11 protein-coding genes and 1 pseudogene are annotated in these 18,394 nt (G+C 42.1%); 8 read left to right on the plus strand and 4 right to left on the minus strand.

From position 1 onward, the window contains the following. Nucleotides 1–14: 14 nt before the first annotated feature. Together TI10_RS10865 and TI10_RS10870 are read right to left on the minus strand one after the other, a co-directional pair. Nucleotides 15–527, minus strand: a complete 513-nt coding sequence (locus tag TI10_RS10865) for a CesT family type III secretion system chaperone (protein ID WP_244161567.1) — start codon at nucleotides 525–527, stop codon at nucleotides 15–17. A 194-nt stretch (nucleotides 528–721) separates the two neighbouring features. After that, complete coding sequence (locus tag TI10_RS10870) at nucleotides 722–1,816, minus strand: terpene synthase family protein (protein WP_049583307.1); 1,095 nt, start codon at nucleotides 1,814–1,816, stop codon at nucleotides 722–724. A 193-nt stretch (nucleotides 1,817–2,009) separates the two neighbouring features. Between TI10_RS10870 and TI10_RS10875 the strand changes: the two are divergent. From TI10_RS10875 to TI10_RS10910, 8 genes and pseudogenes are all read left to right on the plus strand, one after another. Further along, nucleotides 2,010–2,159 (plus strand): annotated as a pseudogene (locus TI10_RS10875) (NadS family protein); the annotation flags it as partial. Nucleotides 2,160–2,299: 140 nt separating this feature from the next. Continuing rightward, the gene (locus tag TI10_RS10880; RefSeq protein ID WP_049583308.1) at nucleotides 2,300–2,932 is read left to right on the plus strand and encodes a response regulator transcription factor; all 633 of its coding nucleotides are present in this window, start codon (nucleotides 2,300–2,302) and stop codon (nucleotides 2,930–2,932) included. Then, complete coding sequence (locus TI10_RS10885; protein WP_049583309.1) at nucleotides 2,929–4,473, plus strand: MASE1 domain-containing sensor histidine kinase; 1,545 nt, start codon at nucleotides 2,929–2,931, stop codon at nucleotides 4,471–4,473. The genes TI10_RS10880 and TI10_RS10885 overlap by 4 nt, the downstream gene beginning before the upstream one ends. A gap of 73 nt (nucleotides 4,474–4,546) precedes the next feature. Beyond that, a complete protein-coding gene (gene uhpC / locus TI10_RS10890) occupies nucleotides 4,547–5,893 on the plus strand; it encodes an MFS transporter family glucose-6-phosphate receptor UhpC (RefSeq protein ID WP_074524925.1) in 1,347 nt (448 codons plus the stop codon). Between the two features lie 17 nt (nucleotides 5,894–5,910). After that, a complete protein-coding gene (locus tag TI10_RS10895) occupies nucleotides 5,911–6,942 on the plus strand; it encodes an ABC transporter substrate-binding protein (RefSeq protein WP_049583311.1) in 1,032 nt (343 codons plus the stop codon). A gap of 70 nt (nucleotides 6,943–7,012) precedes the next feature. After that, complete coding sequence (locus tag TI10_RS10900) at nucleotides 7,013–9,091, plus strand: ABC transporter permease (protein ID WP_049583312.1); 2,079 nt, start codon at nucleotides 7,013–7,015, stop codon at nucleotides 9,089–9,091. Between the two features lie 15 nt (nucleotides 9,092–9,106). Next, nucleotides 9,107–10,162: a ferric ABC transporter ATP-binding protein gene (gene fbpC, locus TI10_RS10905; protein ID WP_049583313.1), complete on the plus strand. Its 1,056-nt coding sequence runs from the start codon at nucleotides 9,107–9,109 to the stop codon at nucleotides 10,160–10,162. Between the two features lie 352 nt (nucleotides 10,163–10,514). Next, the gene (locus tag TI10_RS10910; RefSeq protein ID WP_049583409.1) at nucleotides 10,515–10,781 is read left to right on the plus strand and encodes a helix-turn-helix domain-containing protein; all 267 of its coding nucleotides are present in this window, start codon (nucleotides 10,515–10,517) and stop codon (nucleotides 10,779–10,781) included. A 135-nt stretch (nucleotides 10,782–10,916) separates the two neighbouring features. Here TI10_RS10910 and TI10_RS10915 read toward each other — a convergent pair whose 3' ends face one another. Beyond that, the gene (locus tag TI10_RS10915) at nucleotides 10,917–15,332 is read right to left on the minus strand and encodes a Tc toxin subunit A-related protein (protein ID WP_049583314.1); all 4,416 of its coding nucleotides are present in this window, start codon (nucleotides 15,330–15,332) and stop codon (nucleotides 10,917–10,919) included. Between the two features lie 48 nt (nucleotides 15,333–15,380). Continuing rightward, nucleotides 15,381–18,269 carry a Tc toxin subunit A gene (locus TI10_RS10920; protein ID WP_049583315.1) on the minus strand — a complete coding sequence of 963 codons (2,889 nt, stop codon included), beginning with the start codon at nucleotides 18,267–18,269 and terminating at the stop codon, nucleotides 15,381–15,383. Between the last annotated feature and the right edge of the window lie 125 nt (nucleotides 18,270–18,394).

An 18,394-nucleotide genomic window follows, 5' to 3' on the forward strand; every position in this document is an offset into this window, starting at 1 on the left:
CAGATGACCGAAATTCAGCATACGATGGCCGAACCGGGTAATGGATGCAGCGCAGATGCTCCATTCTGCTGGGTGTTGATCACCTGAAACTGGGCCTGCAAGCTGACTCCAAGATCGAGAAACTCCCCCAGAGTCTGCATAAATGCAGTTTCGTCAAACATCTCGATCAACGCAGAGAAGCTCAACACCAGATAATTGGTACGACTGTCCAGGCTGATCTGACTGCCGCCCGTGGTGAGACCGAACATATTCAGCTCAAGGGCAGCCCGAGTCAGCATCAACTGGCCCGATTCATCTACAGGCAATCGCAACAAAGGAATATAGAGATAAAATGCTTGAACATCGTCATTATCCGGTACTTCAACGATGCACTCTCCACCTTGTCCGAAAGGCACGGTACAGTGACCATCGCCGCCAAGGCTCAAAGCCACATCTTGGCGCTTACCAACAAGGTGCAACCATTCCGATACTGTCTGTTGATATGCTTTCACTAATGATATTCTCCGCTCGTTGTCCCTTGCAGACAAAGGGTTTCGCACGCAATAAGAAGTGGAAGCATATTAACAATCACTGGCAAGCGGTGATTTATCTCCGGGGCGAAGTTTTTTATATCGACGTCGAAATAGCGCCTGATTGGCAGTTGGGTTGCACCGCGCTCAGTTCGGTCAGCAAAAGTTGTCCTGATAGCGTGGTGTAGACCATCTTGTCATGATCTCGCAGGTTAATTTATGTGAGTTTTACGAACCGGATCATATTCCCACCACCATTCAAAGGAGGGAAGTCCTAGCGATTCGAAACTTTCCGGCGGCAGAATATCGGTGAATTCTCCCCCTTCAAATACATCATCATAGGAAAGACCACTGATAGAACAATAGCGCTTACAAGTCCGAACCCAAAGCAAACAGCCACTGTAATAGGTAGTCAATCCATTAATGTAATCACGAACTTCAAGAGATGAAGTAACCAATACCTCTTTTTGTAACCGCAAGAACAAGCTCACTACCCGCCAACGCAGTTCCCAATAATGCTCCATGCTCTGTTCAACCGTATAACCATATTGTCGACACATGACACTAATTACATTGTGCTGCTTATCATCCACCGCCCGTGCTTGCTCCTTAATATAGGCGTAGAGCTCGAGATCCCATGCAGTTAAGCTGCTTATCATCTCTGACAATGCACAAACTCGGCGATCTTTAAACTCATCTTGGCTAATATTAATACCTGCAATAATATGGTTGAGCACAGGATAAGCCCAACTACCCCCACCATACATACGCATCACCAAATAATCGTCGAGCAAAGGTTTTGGTTCCACCGCTTTCCACATTTCAGCCATGATGTAAGTACGCATTCCTTCAAAAAAACGGCCTGCTAGAGTAGGGGATGCATAGCGATCTAATCGAATACGCAAGTCGCGCATTGCCCTAGCGTAACGGTCATTGTTGACGGGATATTCAGGAGATTCAAGAGCACGCTGTAGCTGAGCCGCATTATGGATAAAAGCGGCGGGATTTACGCTTAATGGCCCTTCATCACAATATTCATCATCATAGGCAAAACCCCACATTACGAAATCTGAGCCCACTTGTAGCAATTCCTTGCTCCCCTTTGGATACATTAACCCCGCCAACCGCGCGCTTCCCATTTGCCATAAACGTCGCCTTTGTGTTTCGTCACTATATAAGCGAAAGCGATCCGCATATTCACGCGAAGCTGCTTCAATCTCACAATTTTCCGGATCTTCCGCATTAACTAATGGATGTGACATATACGGGAGTGGATTAGGTATGGGGAGAATTTTAATGATATTCACAAATAATTGGCTCCATAAAGTAATTGATTGACGGAGTGTGGCTTAATAGTCATTAATTTATAGATGGATATCGGTTTTTTTTCCAATCAGTTCAATCTTTTGGATTAAATTAATTGTTGAAACAACAAGCAAGGTTAAACTATGTGATGAAAATATCATATGTGATTTACTGAAATAGCCAACCGAGGTATTTATGAAACATGAATTATTTGCCGATCTGCTAGCCAGTGCGGAAGAAATGGTGAAAATTGAAAAAGGTGATCTAACACCAAAACCGGAACACGTTCACACTTTCACGGAAATCAATGTGAAAGCAATACGCGAAGCAACTGGCCTGAAACAACCCCCTCCATCTACTTAGTCACCCGACAACTCACTAAATTTGTTAGCTTTCTTACAAATTCAACTTATTAATTTGCACAACCTGCCTTTCCTGCACATCATGCAACTTATTGCATTTACCATTATTCATTAACAATAATTATGATTAGAGTTGCACTTATTGACGACCACGTAGTCGTCCGTTCCGGTTTTGCCCAATTACTGACGCTTGAAAATGATCTTGAAATTGCCGGGCAATACGCCAGCGCCAGCGAAGCTTGGTCGGGTTTACTCAGAACCCCGATTGACGTTGCCGTGATGGATATTGCTATGCCGGATGAAAGCGGTTTGCACCTGCTCACCCGGTTACGGCAAAAACGGCCTGATTTTCGCACTATTATTCTCAGCATTTATGACACCACCGCATTTGTCCAAAGTGCGCTGGATGCCGGCGCCTGCGGCTATCTCACCAAACGATGCGGCCCGGAAGAGTTGGTACAGGCAGTACGCTCCGTACATCAAGGGGGATGCTATTTGTGTGCTGATGCGCTAAAAGCGCTGCGTCAAACATCACAGAAAGTTACAGCACTGCAAGTTCTAACCCCCAGAGAACGGGAAATATTTGATCTGCTCATCAATGGCATTAATGTTAAAACTATCGCCGAGCAACTCTATCTCAGTCATAAAACGGTTCATGTTCATCGTGCCAATATTCTTAGCAAACTCCAGTGTGATAGCACCATTGATCTGGTTCATTACGCCCTGCAACACCAGATTCTGATGGGGAACCCATGAACAGAGGATCACGATTCGGCCTGTTATCACTCTTTCTGCTGATCTTTTATTCACTGAGCTGGCTTGCTCTGTGGACCATCAGCTTCTACCTGAATGACAATGGGCAACAAGCTGCGTTACTTCTGCCACAAGGGTTACGGCTGGCACTGTTTATCCTACTGGGACGTCGTTACTTGCCAACCTTATTAGCCACTGAGATTGCCATTTTGCTATGGCTTGGCAGCGAACAACTTATTACTCACAATATCATTCTGTTATCCCCCTTTCTCAGCCTAATACCCACCTTTATCGTGCAGCAATTCTGGTGGCGCTATCCCCTGTATTGGCAACGGCTCTCAATTCTGCTGGCTGGCGTAGCCGCCAATAGCCTGTTGCAAGCTGTTTGTCTGGGGTTTGCGCTGACTGTCGGCGCCAGCCACCTGTTTCTCACCTCGTTAACCGGTGGTGTTTTACTGTCGCCTTTTGTTTATCTGATCTATGAATATCTACGTCAGCAACATTTAAAAAACATACTGCAACCGAGCAATCCAGATCCGCAGTTACGCCCTTCTTTGTTAATGTGGTGTTGTCTATTCTGCTTGCTAGGATTGAGCGCCCAGATCTTTATGTCACCAGAAATTGAAAATCTTTTGGTGATTCTAATATTTATCCCCAATGTTTTTATGGCCTACCGTTATGGCTGGCAAGGCGGCGTACTGGCGGCTTTGCTAGGGAGTCTAATGATCACGTCAGCTCGGCAATTCAATGGAGCTTTTAATGATTTAGGCGAACTGGAAATGTTCCTGACCATTCAGGCTTTATTAGGCATAGGTCTGGGGATAGCCATCAGCCGTCAACAACAGCTCGCTGAGAATTTGCAACGTTACCGTGAACTCTTAGAGCAGGAGTTAACCGCCCGTCATAATCTGATGAAGCAACTGGTTCACACAGAAGAAGACGTTTGTAAAAGTATTGCTCGCGAGTTACATGATGAAATTGGTCAGAATATTACTGCCATTCAAATTCAGGCAACGCTGATAAAACGTACCGCCACCACCCCGGCAACAGAAATGATCGCGGAACAGATCAATAAACTGGCTCAACAGATCCATCAATCCACTCGCCAATTATTACGCCAATTGCGCCCACCGGTTCTGGAAGAGATGTCCTTAGAAAAAGCGCTTCACCATCTGATCCATGAATTTGCGTTTAAAGAACGCGATATTGATTGCCAGTTGAATTACCAGATTCCTCAAAATCCAACCAATGAAACGGTGGTTTTTACCCTTTACCGTCTGGTTCAGGAGTTACTGAACAATATCAGCAAACATGCCAAAGCGACCAGAATCGCCATCATCCTGCGGCAACGCCGGGATGTGATTGAACTTAGAATCAGTGATAACGGTATCGGCATTACAGAAGATAAAAGAAAAGGCGGATTGGGCCTCCAGGGCATTGAAGAACGTATCCGTGCATTAGGTGGAGATTGGCAATTAAGTAACGATAACGGTACGCGTATAATTGTTAAGCTGCCCACAAATTCTGATGAAAATCAAGCATAACTAGGAATTATTCCTAGAGGCCTAAAACCTTATCCCATCCATTTTCATTAATTTTTCTTTATATTTCCTTTTCATGGAGGAGCCGAGTATGCAAACCACCAGCCAGGAACAGATTTCACAGCACTATCGCCGCTGGCGCAGCCGTTTGCTGATTTCCATGATCATTGGCTATGCCGCATTTTACCTGACACGAAAAAGCTTCAACTTTGTCATGCCGGTTATGCAGTTGGAACTGGGATTGGATAAAGGGCATATTGGCTGGATAACCACTCTATTTTATCTGGCCTACGGCAGCTCAAAATTTATTTCCGGCGTATTTCATGATCACACCGGTTATCGCTGGTTTATGGGCGCCGGATTAGTGATGACAGGTGTGTTAAACATTATCTTCGCTTTCTGCTCGTCATTTTCCGCACTGCTGATTATCTGGACACTAAACGGCTTCTTTCAGGGCTGGGGATGGCCGCCCTGCGCCAGATTGCTGACGCATTGGTACTCCCGCAATGAGCGTGGTTTCTGGTGGGGATACTGGAATATCTCCATCAATATTGTTGGCATTACTGTCCCAATGTTGTCCGCTTTTCTGGCGACAACTTATGGCTGGCAAACAGCGCTGATGATGCCGGGAATTATCGGCATTTTATTGGGCGTCTGGCTCTGTCATCAGTTATGCGGCACACCACAACAGCAAGGTTTGCCCAGTGTGGGGCAGTGGCGGCAGGATTCACTGGAGCTTCGACACGAACAACTATCGCTCCCCATGCCGATGATGCAGATATTGCGGGATACGATCTTAACTAACAGAACTATCTGGTTGCTAGGATTCTCCTACATTCTGGTCTATCTCATCAGAATGGCGATTAACGATTGGGGAAACCTGTGGTTGTCAGAAACACATGGCACCAATCTACTCAGTGCCAATGCGACGCTCTCACTGTTTGAACTCGGTGGTTTAACCGGCGCTCTGTTTTCCGGTTGGGGATCTGATTTACTGTTCCGCGGCCAACGCGCCCCAATGATTCTCCTGTTTGCGCTTGGGCTATTTATGGCTGTCACCGCATTGTGGCTCACCCCCATCCATCACTACGCGCTGTTGGCAGTCTGTTTTTTCAGTATCGGTTTTTTTGTATTTGGCCCGCAAATGCTAATTGGGTTGGCAGCAACAGAATATTGCCATAAACAAGCTGCCGGCACCGTCACAGGTTACCTAGGATTGTACGCCTACCTGGGCGCAGCAATCGCAGGCTGGCCGCTAAGTCAAGTGGTTGCGTACTACGGCTGGTCAGGGATGTTTGCCCTGCTCACCGCCGCAGCCGCCATGATGGGTTTGCTGTTGATGCCGCTGTTAATGGCAGACGTTGGTAAAAGGGAACATATGGCAGGGGTAGCATCGCCACTTTCCAATAATAAGCAGTTTTGAATACTAAGGATAAAATAATGAAACTGAAACCTCTCTCTACACTTATCGCAGCCGGTCTAATCGTTGCTGCATTTACCAACAGCGCTCAGGCCGCCGGACGTTTAATCGTTTATTGCAGCGCCACTAACGCCCTGTGTGAAGCTGAAACCAGAGCATTCGGTGAAAAATACAATGTAAAAACCACTTTTGTCCGTAATGGTTCAGGCAGCACCTTGGCAAAAATCGAAGCCGAAAAACGCAACCCACAAGCGGATGTTTGGTACGGTGGTACACTGGACCCACAATCTCAAGCGGGAGAAATGGATCTGCTAGAACCTTATAAATCTCCTAATCTGACGCAAATCATGCCGCAGTTCCGCGACCCGGCTAAACGTAAAGGCAACTACAGCTCCGCCGTTTACGTCGGTATTCTCGGCTATGGCGTCAACACTGAACGTCTAAAAGAGAAAAATTTGCCGATTCCAACCTGCTGGAAAGATCTCACCAAACCAATATATAAAGGCGAAATTCAGATTGCTGATCCTCAAAGTTCAGGCACCGCTTACACCGCGTTAGCAACTTTTGTTCAGCTCTGGGGCAAAGATCAGGCATTTGATTACCTGAAAAAACTGAACGCCAACATTTCTCAGTACACCAAATCCGGCATTGCGCCAGCGCGAAATGCCGCTCGCGGCGAATCCGCGATTGGTATCGGTTTCCTGCATGACTACTCATTGGAAGTAGAAAATGGCGCCCCACTAAAACTTATCGCGCCATGTGAAAGTACCGGTTATGAAATCGGCGGCGTAAGTATCATCAAAAATGCTCGCAATATGGACAACGCTAAACTGTTTGTTGACTGGGTGTTATCCAAAGAAGCTCAAGAATTGAGTTGGAAGAAAGGAAAAGCTTATCAGATCCTGACCAACACTAAGGCGAAAGCTTCTCCTTTGGCGCTTAAATTATCCGATCTGAAACTGATTAATTACGATATGGATAAATATGGCGCCAGTAATGTACGCAAAGAGTTAATTACCAAATGGGTGACAGAAGTGAAAATGGCTAAATAAAGTCAGTCAAGGGCGGATCACCCCGCCCTTAACAAGCTATCTCACGATAATAATAAAAAAGAGGGAAATTATGTCTCACGATTTTACCTTGCCTATCAGACAGAAGCAGGATGCCGTGTTCTGGTGGATTGCCCTGATGTGGCTGGCCTTCGCGCTTCTGCCATCATGGAGCCTGGACTACGGCCTTTTCGACTCTACTCAAGATGAACTTCTCGCCGCCTATGGCTGGAACGGATTAAACCTCAGCTTATTGTGGTTCCTGTTACCCTCAGTGCTGCTACTACGTTCACTCACACCAGCAAACCGCAATCAGCATAGCCGCCACTATTTTGACGCAGGTTATGCCTTATTATGCGCACTATTTGTCGTTATCAGTGCCGCTATTATCGGTCGTGGACTAGGCTACTCTACGATTCTCTTGTTTATCTCACTGGGCGCGATTATTACTCTGGCCCTGTCTCGCCTTGAGTGGCTAGGCGGCGATAGTTTTGTCATCGGTTCATTGGTCGCGGTTATTGCCCTCATCGGCATATTTATCCTTTATCCGAGTATTGCCATCTTTATTCCGATGTTTACGGATGATGCCGGTCAGTTTGCCCCATTTACTTTTATATCGATCCTGGGGCAGGCACATATTATTCAGGTTATCATCAACTCCGTTCTGCTCTCGCTGGCGGTTGGTACTGGCTGTACCTTCTTCGGGCTGGTGCTGGCAATTTATACCGCCAGAATCGCCCGCCGTTCCGCCATTATTGGCCGGGTATTTTCCATCTTACCCATCGTCACGCCGCCGTTTGTAGTCGGTTTAGGCGTCACCCTGATGATGGGCCGTTCCGGTTATATCACTGAATTTATGGCAACCTGGTTTGGCCTAACCAACACCAACTGGCTGTATGGCTTTACCGGGATCTGGCTGGCGCAAGTGCTAGCCTTTACACCAATGGCATTTATGATCCTTGATGGCGCCATCAAAACCATCCATCCCTCATTGGAAGAAGCTTCTTACACTCTACGCGCTAACCGCTATCAGACGTTCTTCAATGTTTTTATTCCGCTGTTGAAACCAGCACTGGCGAACTCTTTCCTGATTGTCATTGTCCAGTCGCTGGCCGATTTTAGTAATCCACTGGTACTGGGTGGTAGTTTTGACGTATTGGCAACTCAGATCTATTTTTATATCACCGGTTCTCAACTTGACTATCAAGCCGCCAGTACTCTCGGCGCTTCGCTGCTGGTTTTCTCGCTATTGGTTTTCTGCGTGCAATATCTGTGGATTGGTAAACGCTCCTATGTCACGGTTTCCGGCAAATCCTATCGTGGTGACGTACAACCGTTGCCAACTTCACTGGTTTGGGGTGTCTGCGCCATCCTATTTATCTGGGTTGTATTTAACATTCTGCTGTACGGCAGCATCTTCTACGGCAGTTTCACCGTCAACTGGGGAGTAGATTACACACTGACCTTGGACAACTTCATCAAACTGTTTGGTCAAGGTCTGCACGATGGCGCATGGCCATCATTACTGGATACCCTGCTCTACGCCGGTATCGCTGCACCCATTACCGCCATCCTTGGTTTGCTGATTGCCTACATTGTTGTACGTCAGGAATTTCGCGGTAAAAAAACTATCGAATTCACTACCATGCTGTGCTTTGCTGTACCGGGTACCGTCGCCGGGGTTTCCTATATTCTGGCCTTCAACGATTCACCTTTTTATCTCACCGGAACCGCAGCCATCGTCATTATCTCCATGACCATGCGCAATGTGCCGGTAGGTATCCGTGCCGGTATTGCTGGCCTTGGGCAAATTGATAAATCACTGGATGAAGCTTCACTCAGCCTGCGCGCCGGATCGATGAAAACCATCTTCCATATACTGTTACCCTTACTGCGCCCGGCGATTTTATCCGCACTGATCTACAGCTTCGTGCGTGCGATTACCACCGTCAGCGCGATTGTCTTCCTAGTGACGCCAGACACCCGCGTAGCAACCTCTTATATTCTGAATCGAGTGGAAGATGGTGAATACGGGGTTGCTATCGCTTATGGCTCGATCCTGATTGTGGTTATGCTGGCGATTATTTTCTTATTTGACTATCTGATTGGCGAAGCGCGGATCTCTCGTTCCAAAGCCAAAAATGCACAGTAATCACGGAGTGACGATATGACACAACAAAATTTTGTCGAACTGAAAAATGTAACCAAACGGTTCGGTAGCAACACCGTGATCGATAATCTGGATCTGTCTATTCCACAGGGACATATGGTCACACTGTTAGGGCCATCCGGCTGCGGTAAAACCACCGTATTGCGTCTGGTTGCCGGGCTGGAGAAACCGAGTGAAGGTCAGATTTTCATTGACGGTGAAGACGTTACGGATCGCTCTATCCAGCAACGGGATATCTGCATGGTATTTCAGTCCTACGCCCTGTTCCCGCATATGTCGCTAGGGGAAAATATTGGTTACGGGCTGAAAATGCTAGGGCGGCCTAAAGCGGAAATACGCGAGCGGGTTAAAGAGGCACTGGAGCTGGTGGATTTGGGTGGCTTTGAAGATCGTTATGTAGACCAAATCTCCGGTGGTCAACAACAGCGTGTTGCTCTCGCTCGCGCACTGATCCTCAAACCTAAAGTGTTACTTTTCGATGAACCGCTGAGTAACCTTGATGCTAATCTGCGCCGCAGTATGCGCGAGAAAATCCGCGAATTACAGCAGCAATTTAATATCACCTCGCTATATGTTACTCATGATCAAAGTGAGGCATTTGCCGTTTCCGATGCGGTACTGGTGATGAATAAAGGTAAAATCATGCAAATTGGCACGCCACAAACACTCTATCGCCAGCCAGCATCTGAGTTTATGGCAAGTTTTATGGGAGATGCCAATATCTTCCCGGCGATTTTAGCGGCTGATTATGTCGAGATTTTCCAATATCGCCTGCCGCGACCAGCAAACTTTACCACCAACCGACAATCGGTAACGGTAGGCGTCAGACCGGAAGCCATTACCCTGAACCGGGATGGAAATATCAGCCAACGCTGCACCATCAGCCATGTGGCTTACATGGGGCCACAATATGAAGTCACCGTAGATTGGCAAGGGCAAACGCTGTTATTACAGATTAACGCCACCCAATTGCAACCCAATGTCGGCGATAATTACTATCTGGAAATTCATCCGTTTGGGATGTTTATTTTGGCAGAGCAAAGCAGCCGTTAATTTGATTGCAAAAAATCCTGACTTTCCGATCAAGAGGCCGCCAGTTGGCGGCCTTATATAATGAAAAAAAGACATTGCCGCAGAACTTTTGAAGTATGATGATGAAAAATGCTCGAACTAGGACTTAGTAGAGGTGAAAGTGAGCACTAAATTGAACGAAATGCTTGGCTTTGCCAAAGAGCTGGAAGAGGCTGGTATTTCTAACGGTGATTTAACCAAAAAACTTGAAACTAAAATTCAGACTCGCAATTTAAGTACTGCACTGCTTCCAAAAGAAAAAAAGACAACCAACAAGCAGGATGCGGAGCTTACCAGAAAACGTTTTAAAACACTTAATACAAGAACGGAAATCATGAAAATGCAGACTTTTGAAAATGTATGGGACGCGATCAGTGATACACCGGAACAAGCCGAAAACATGAAAATCCGAGCGCAGCTAATGAATATGCTCAATGAATGGATTGCAAAACGGGAATTTACCCAAGCTGAAGCCGCCAGAATGCTAGGGGTTACCCAGCCCCGTATTTCAGAACTTGCCAGAGGGAAAATACAGCTTTTCAGTGTGGATAAACTGATTGCAATGATGGCTCATGCAGGTGTGTATATTCGGCATAGGTAGTGATTCCCTTTTTAATATATTGTCCATCATGGCTTCATCCCCAATTAAAACAGCAAGAACCTGGCAAATAATGGGAATAAATTTACCAGATTCCTGATTAAATATTAAATACAAAAACAGCGACAAATAAACATATTATTTAAGTAGCTCTCTTACCTGACCGGCAAATGCCTCACCGCCATCTTTCGCAGTATAACGTACATGCAAAATAATATCGGTCAAATTATCCAGAATATCTCGCTGTATACTGTCTGTTGCCGCTGATGGGAAGGTAAGTTTCCAGTCAGAAACCGCCCCAGTTCCTTCAAAAGGTAAATAGCGATCATCACCGAAATTAAGATTAAATGTACCACTATCATTAATCCCTGATGAAAGTGCGATTTGTTGGCTCGCCCGCAAATTGGTGACAATCTGCTTATTATCGCCCTCCTTATTTGACAGTAAATATTTCACACCATTAATATCCGGCGTTTTCAACGTATAACTTTTCGTTTGAGTTAAGGTCGCTTTAATATCCTGATAAGGACCAATTAATGTTGGTAGCGTGACTGATACAGAAGTGATTTGGCGTAAATAATGCCCGGCATAATCTTGATCAAATAACTTTTCATTCAGTATAAATGTCATTCCTTCACCGGTTTTAAGTTCAGATTGAATCTCTGCCCATTTTTTAGTACCAGATAATAGATTTTTTAACGAGATTGTTTTAGTTAACTCTAAACGACGTTCATTACGATTCAAATAAGCTGACTCCATTTTCAGTAGATTCAATTTAATCTTTTCACCTACCAATAAACCATTATGGTTATCATCCCAACCATTTTGCACAATAAATTGTGTGGCAAAATCCCCCATTTCATATTGCCAGCATGCTTGTGCATTTAAACATAACGAAAGCACTGCATCGTAAGCCTGACGATATAATGACATCATCTGATCATTCAGCCATTGATAAAGAGAAGATTTCGTTACTCTGGTCACCGTAAGAAATTGATACATATCCTGCTCTTTTTGCAGTTGAGCCTGAGATTGTTGTAACGTTGTATTCGCGGCGGAGATTTGCGCCTCTTGCTGTTCAAGCTGTTTTTTCAACATTTCCAGCTCACTTTCCGCCTGTTTATATTGAATCTCCCACTCTTCACGTCGCCGGTTATAACCCGCTTTAACACTCAATGTATCACTCGCCATGTGCATGATTAATGATGCAGTACGTGTAATACCGGCAGAACAAACAAGCGGCATATGCCATCGTTGTCCACCAAATGACGTTCCCGCAATGCTAGGTATCAACGAAGCGGCACCGGCGGCAGTTAACATTCCTTCCTCAACAGAAGAAATAATTTTTGCCGTACCTTGTAAATTCAGCGCATTGGTTTCATCTGTAGAAATATTTTCATCATAAAGCGCCTTATAATGATCAATTCGCTGTTGTAATGTCTGCTGACTTTTTAATAATGCCTCTTTCCCTTTTTCAGCAATTGCGACAGCATCTTTCTGCAATGAAATAGCAAAAATAGCTAACTCATTCAAATGTAATTGATTCAACTCTTCCTGTTCTGCGCGATCTTTACGTTCTTGCGCACTCAAGAGTAAATCACCAAAATGACTTAATGTATCTACCGCATGATAAACACTGGGTAATAATGCCCGGAAACGATAAGGCGGTATATTCAAAATACCCGTACTACCTGCTGCCAATAATGATCCACCGTTCGCCATTAAAGCGAGCAAATTTTTTGGATCAACCGGTGTTGCATATAATGGTAACGACAAAGGTTTACCATCTAAAGTTAAGTTATGGCGCAAATTATAAAATCTGCTGGATAAAATATCCCAATACCACAATAAATCATTGTTCAAAGGAACTCGGAAAATAGCATTATCCACCGCCGTATGAGCACCGACTTCAGTGGCTGGAAGATCAATTAATATATCAGGATCAATATTACTCTCAAATTCGCGTAATTTATTATTCTTTGAAGAGGTGACATCCGCCAATTCAATCGGTAGCCAATGACTAACTAAATCAAAATCAGGTCTGGGACCCAGTAATTGCTGTGCTTGAAGATAGCGTAATTTAGCATTATTAAGTCCGTCATTGGTCAGAAAGCGATAAAAACTATCACCAAAATCAATTAAGTTCTGCACATACATTTGAAATATGGCTTTCTTATAATGTACCGGATCTGCATAAGCTATCGCATCTGGATCTTGTAATCCTTTTAGTTGTACTGAACTATCTTGGGAAACCTCTAACAAGCTGCAATTCCAATAGCTTAGACTACCATTAGCCTTATTTTTTACTCCTGGGTTAAAAATATAATGCAACCAGTTTTGAGCATCCTGATATTGTTGTGACGCATTGAGTTGATAAGCAACTAAATAAGGCACATGAAAGAAAAGCTCCCAGAAATAAATACTATTCGCTCCGTTAAGCGCCGAATCACTATTTTCATTACTCCCCGGAATAGGCGGCTCTTTAATATGTTGCGCCTCCCAACTCAATACATCTGCAATAGAATGGTTAGCCCGCGCAATAAGCTCTTTACCAAATAGGGTATTTAATCTGATAGATCGATATTTAAATTGTAATTCAGTCATATCCAAATACTGTGCTTGCGTTTTTTTATCATAGGCCAACAGCAAATTAGGATAGGGAGTTTTACTTAGTTTAACTTCATAATAATTATAACCTAAGTCCGCATCTTCCCCCTCTTTTTTATAACCTAATTTTAAAAATACACTTGAATCATTACCATTTATTTCATCGAGATCAAGTTCTACCGTAGGAATAAGACTATTTCCATTGAGTAATTGGCGTTCTGAATATAACAGACTATCGCTTCCCCCTTTAGTATTCCATAAACAGAAATCAGCCTCCCTATAACCTGAATGATCAATATCTACTTTTGGCGTTCCCTCTCCAGATGCAACAAGTTTACCACCAGATTTATTAATCTCTGAACTGAATACTTTAGCCTCTTGCAATCCAGACAATGGCACTTCCATTTCTTTGGTAAAATGATAGGCATTACCCTGTTTTTCTCCCCATTCAGAAAAATTAACATTTAGCTCAGGATAGCCACTTTGACTTGAATTAAACATAATATAAAAATAGTCACCTGATGCATAACCATTATCATTAATAGTCACCACGACAGAAACGGTTATTTTTCCATTATTTTCTTTGGCGCCATCAGCGAGTGAAATATTAACCTTTCCTGCTTCACTCGATTTACTTTTAAGATCAATATCACATACTACAGACTTAATAACCTCTTTCCCAATTGACAAACTATTATTACCACTAAGGCGTAGTTTGCTACTGCCCATTTCAGCAAATAGTGTCATTTTCCCTGTCGCAAGCCCAGAATGACTTCCTGACTCCTGATAAACCGGTTTATCAACTAATTTATAAGTATCGCCAAAATAAGCTGACAACATATTCGATTGTGCGAGATCTTCCGTAGGATTAGATTTAATCTGTTGATAAATATAGAGATCTAATAACTTATCACCAACCAAAGGCACAGGAACTTCGTTAAATAGTAAATTACAAGAGTACGGATGATGATCTTCTTTTGATATATTATCATTTGATTTTTCTGTTTTATAAATAGCAGAAATAACTAATACAGGTTCAGCTCGCAAATCCATTAATGCAATTAGTTCAAAACCACTATTAACTTTATTCTTATCACCCGTAAAAGTACGTAATTTATTTGGAAGACTCCATTCACCATTAAATTTTCGATAGATCAAATTAATACTATAATAATTTTCTTGTTTATTATTATCAGCTTCATGTGCCAACCAAACGATATGAAGACGACCATCAATAACAATCGGCCGGATCTTAATCACTTCCCCAGTAGCAGGAATGCCAATTTTCTCCCATTCTTTCCAAGCGGTAGGATTAATGACATCTTGCATATTTCGATTAGCCATATTCAGCGATCGCCAGTAATATTGACCTGGCGTAATATTCATTTTACCAATAAAATAATATTCAGCCTGAGCGGGGGCTAATTCTTTAGTCGTATTGATATAGCCACTCATTAACTCTAAGTTACTTATCTCTTCAAATTTATTCAAGTAATTCAATATGGCTTCCTGAACAACCTCGTCACTCAATTTACCTTTATTTAAATTACCCTCTAACTCCTTAAAATCACTTGTTTTACCTTGACGTAATATAGGGCTAATATAATTCTCTGGATAATTCCATAATTGTTGAAAACCAGCCCAAATATTATATTGGCTTAAAACATTATTCCATTTTTCTACTTTATCTTCATATTGATAATCATACCCGGGTTCCATATTAAGCATAATACCATTAATATATTGCTGAACACTGGAAATCGCTTGTGCAACGACACTGGTATTAACCTGACTAGATACCTGATTATCAATAAGTAAATATTGATACAAATCATCCGGCGTCTTTAAATCGGGTACATTAGCTGTTTCTGCAATATGCCCCAAATAATAACTCACCAATCCATCACGAACATTCTCAGCTAATTTTTTAGAAACAATATTTTTCATATCCTGAACCTCTATTAAACATTTGTTATTCCACCATGACAGTTATATTTACAGAGTTGCGACTATCGCTGTACCAACCTGTTTATAATCCTCATAAGAGGAATGAGCATTAATATTTATCGTCGCTAACAATGAACGCATGGAAAGCGCCATTTCCTCAGACCAAACTTTAAGTCTCATCATGGTATCTATTTCGGCCAATGTTTTTGCTGTATTATCTTCCTTGCCAACAACATATGAATTAGCCAATATCACTTCATCACTCTGCCATGACAATAGTTCAGTTAATATTTTCACCATATTAGCTTTATCGTTATTTTGACCATCCGTATTGACGAGCTGCAAATAACGCAATATTTTATCTTCCGAGTTATCTAAAGAAGCAGCTAACTGCATCCAATCCCGATAGCGACTGAAATAATAAATAACCGATAAAGAAAGTTGCGTGCTCTGGCAGCCAAACCATTCAGGATGTTCAGAAAAATGATTCAACATCACAGTACTCAATTGGAAGGTCTTAATCACTGCAATATATCGCGATAAATCATACATCAGTATCAAATAATCCTGGTCGATCATCTCTGGCTGTAAATTCTTGTTATCAAACAGTTCAAATGACTTCAACAAAAAATCATAACTACTTGAACCGATCCAATTTAAAATAAATAACGGAAATGGTTGTGATAACTGAAATGCATTTGCCAACATACTGGCTGATATTGCATTTTGTGCAGATTGAGTTTGCGTGATAATTGCAGTCCATTGCTCAGCAATAGATAGTTTGACTTTATCATCAAGTAATATACTTTTTATCGCTTTATTAATTTCATCAGTGATATTAACATCAGGTTTAACTAAGCCATATTTTTGATGCGATACTGCATTTAAAACCGTTTGACGTGGAGTTAGCCAATTAATCAAATCACCATTATTATCTAATGCTGGCAAGGTATTCGACGATAAACTTTCCAGGGTTAAGCTTTCTGAATTACGATGCAGTCCAACTTGATTAATAAAGGCAATCTGGGCTGCATTTCCGGTCATAACGACTTCGTTTGCCGGTAATAATAATAGTTGAAGAGTACCAACAGATAATTTATTTTTTGCCAACCATTCTGTGGCTTGCTCCATTGCAATCATAATATCCAAGATATCTGTTTGCCTATTATTTCCCGATTGCGATAAATAAGGAATACCAGCAACCTGTTTTAATACTTTATTTCCACCTATCAGCGTTAAAAGAACCACACCTTCCTGTGGTGTTAATCCCAAAATTCTCGATAATTGCACAATGCGATAAAACGCAGAAATAACAGCAAGTGAACATGTTAAACTCTTCTTACCAATCGATTCGGCAACTAATGGCGCTAATAGAGAAAAATCCTTCGCTTCAATTTTCAATCCAGCGCATAACTTACTAATAATAATATCGTCCTGTTTTTTCTCCGAATAAAACTCACTATCATCAATCACCAATGGCGTATCAAATAACGCAGATGAATTGAAAATCTGATCAAAGAAAGGGATATCGGCACCCGTCGAAAAAGGGGTAATTTGATATATCAACGCGGCAAAATCATCAGGTGAGATATGATATTTCTTGCTCCAATGATGGAAAATACCTAACATACGTAAGGTATTCTCATTCATCTGTAATTGTTTATTTGCATCCCCTTCTGCCCGCATAGTCGAAGTCACCAATAGATCAATTTTATCTACCGGCAAATTAACCCATTTCCACAACCGTATCATGCGATTTAATCTATCAAAGCGTTCATGGCTCACACCTGATAATTTATTTACTTCTTGTGGCAAATTAACATTTGAAACAAATTCACGATACAAATGTAAAAAATCACTCTCTTTTGCATTTGGTCCGTTAATAAAAATGGCGCCATAACTATAAGGCGCCGCAGGCATAGTTAAATTACGCACATTTTGCGATAATCTCACGTTATTTTGTTCCAATGCCGCCCCTTTATTGGTAGATATTCCTTTTATACATAATAATTGCTCAACTTCCGCTACAGAGAGAGAAGTTTGTGTAGTAAAAGTTGATAACAATTCCAGTAATTTCTCATTATTAACACCGTAATTATCCTGATAGAATTGGCTATTAGATGAATTCAAAGGCTCACTAATTATTTTTTGCTGAGAAATTCCTAGCTGATTTGCTAAAGGTACTACAAATTCTCCATTAGCAGTATTCAGATTGGATTTAAGAAAATAAGGATAACTCTTATCTGTCTGTTGCATCATCTCCAGACAAAAAAGTTTTTTATTATCAAACGTTAGGTTAATTTGGTTTTGTGCATAATCATAAGGGAGCTGGAATGGATAACGTACATTAACCAAAAGATCATAACTGGATAAATTGGCCTTTCCTTGCTGTTTTAGCATATCTTCCAAACGCTGACTAAGCATGGTATTAACCAATGACAGTGTTGTAATTTCCTGATTAATACTGACATCATCCAGAATTAAGTGAGCTAAATCAGGTCGGCGTTTATCAATTTTAATTGCTTCAGCTTCGGCATTGATTTCAATATCCATAGCTAATTTATAAATCTCTGCCAAATAAGCAACCGGTGAATTATTTGCTTCCGGTGCGCTATTTGGGCAATATTGCTGCCAGTTATCCTGAAATAAAGATTGATATTGAGGATTTTCTTTTAATGAAAGAGAAGAATAACTCCTGGCATATGTATGATGAGTATAATGCTGCTGGCGAAATTTACGCGCTATTTGTATAGCATAGCTGTTTGCTGTATCATAAATATCTGCTGCCTGATGTTCTGAATTATACTTCGCTAAAAATAGATTACGAGGTATTCTTATAATGTCAAAAATAGATTTATAATCTGATTCAATTATCTTATCGGTAAAGTTATATTTATTACCTAATTTCTCTAGCAATGGGCTGATATCATGATTCATAGAATCGCCTTTATTTATTGGAAATATATGGATGAGGATTTTATCTAACAATGAGAATAAATTTGAGAACAGAGATGCAATAAACAATAAGGAGTTTATTGCATCATCTGATAGTTATTAAGAGT

The sequence above is a fragment of the Photorhabdus luminescens subsp. luminescens genome, from assembly GCF_001083805.1.
In the GTDB taxonomy this organism is placed as follows: domain Bacteria; phylum Pseudomonadota; class Gammaproteobacteria; order Enterobacterales; family Enterobacteriaceae; genus Photorhabdus; species Photorhabdus luminescens.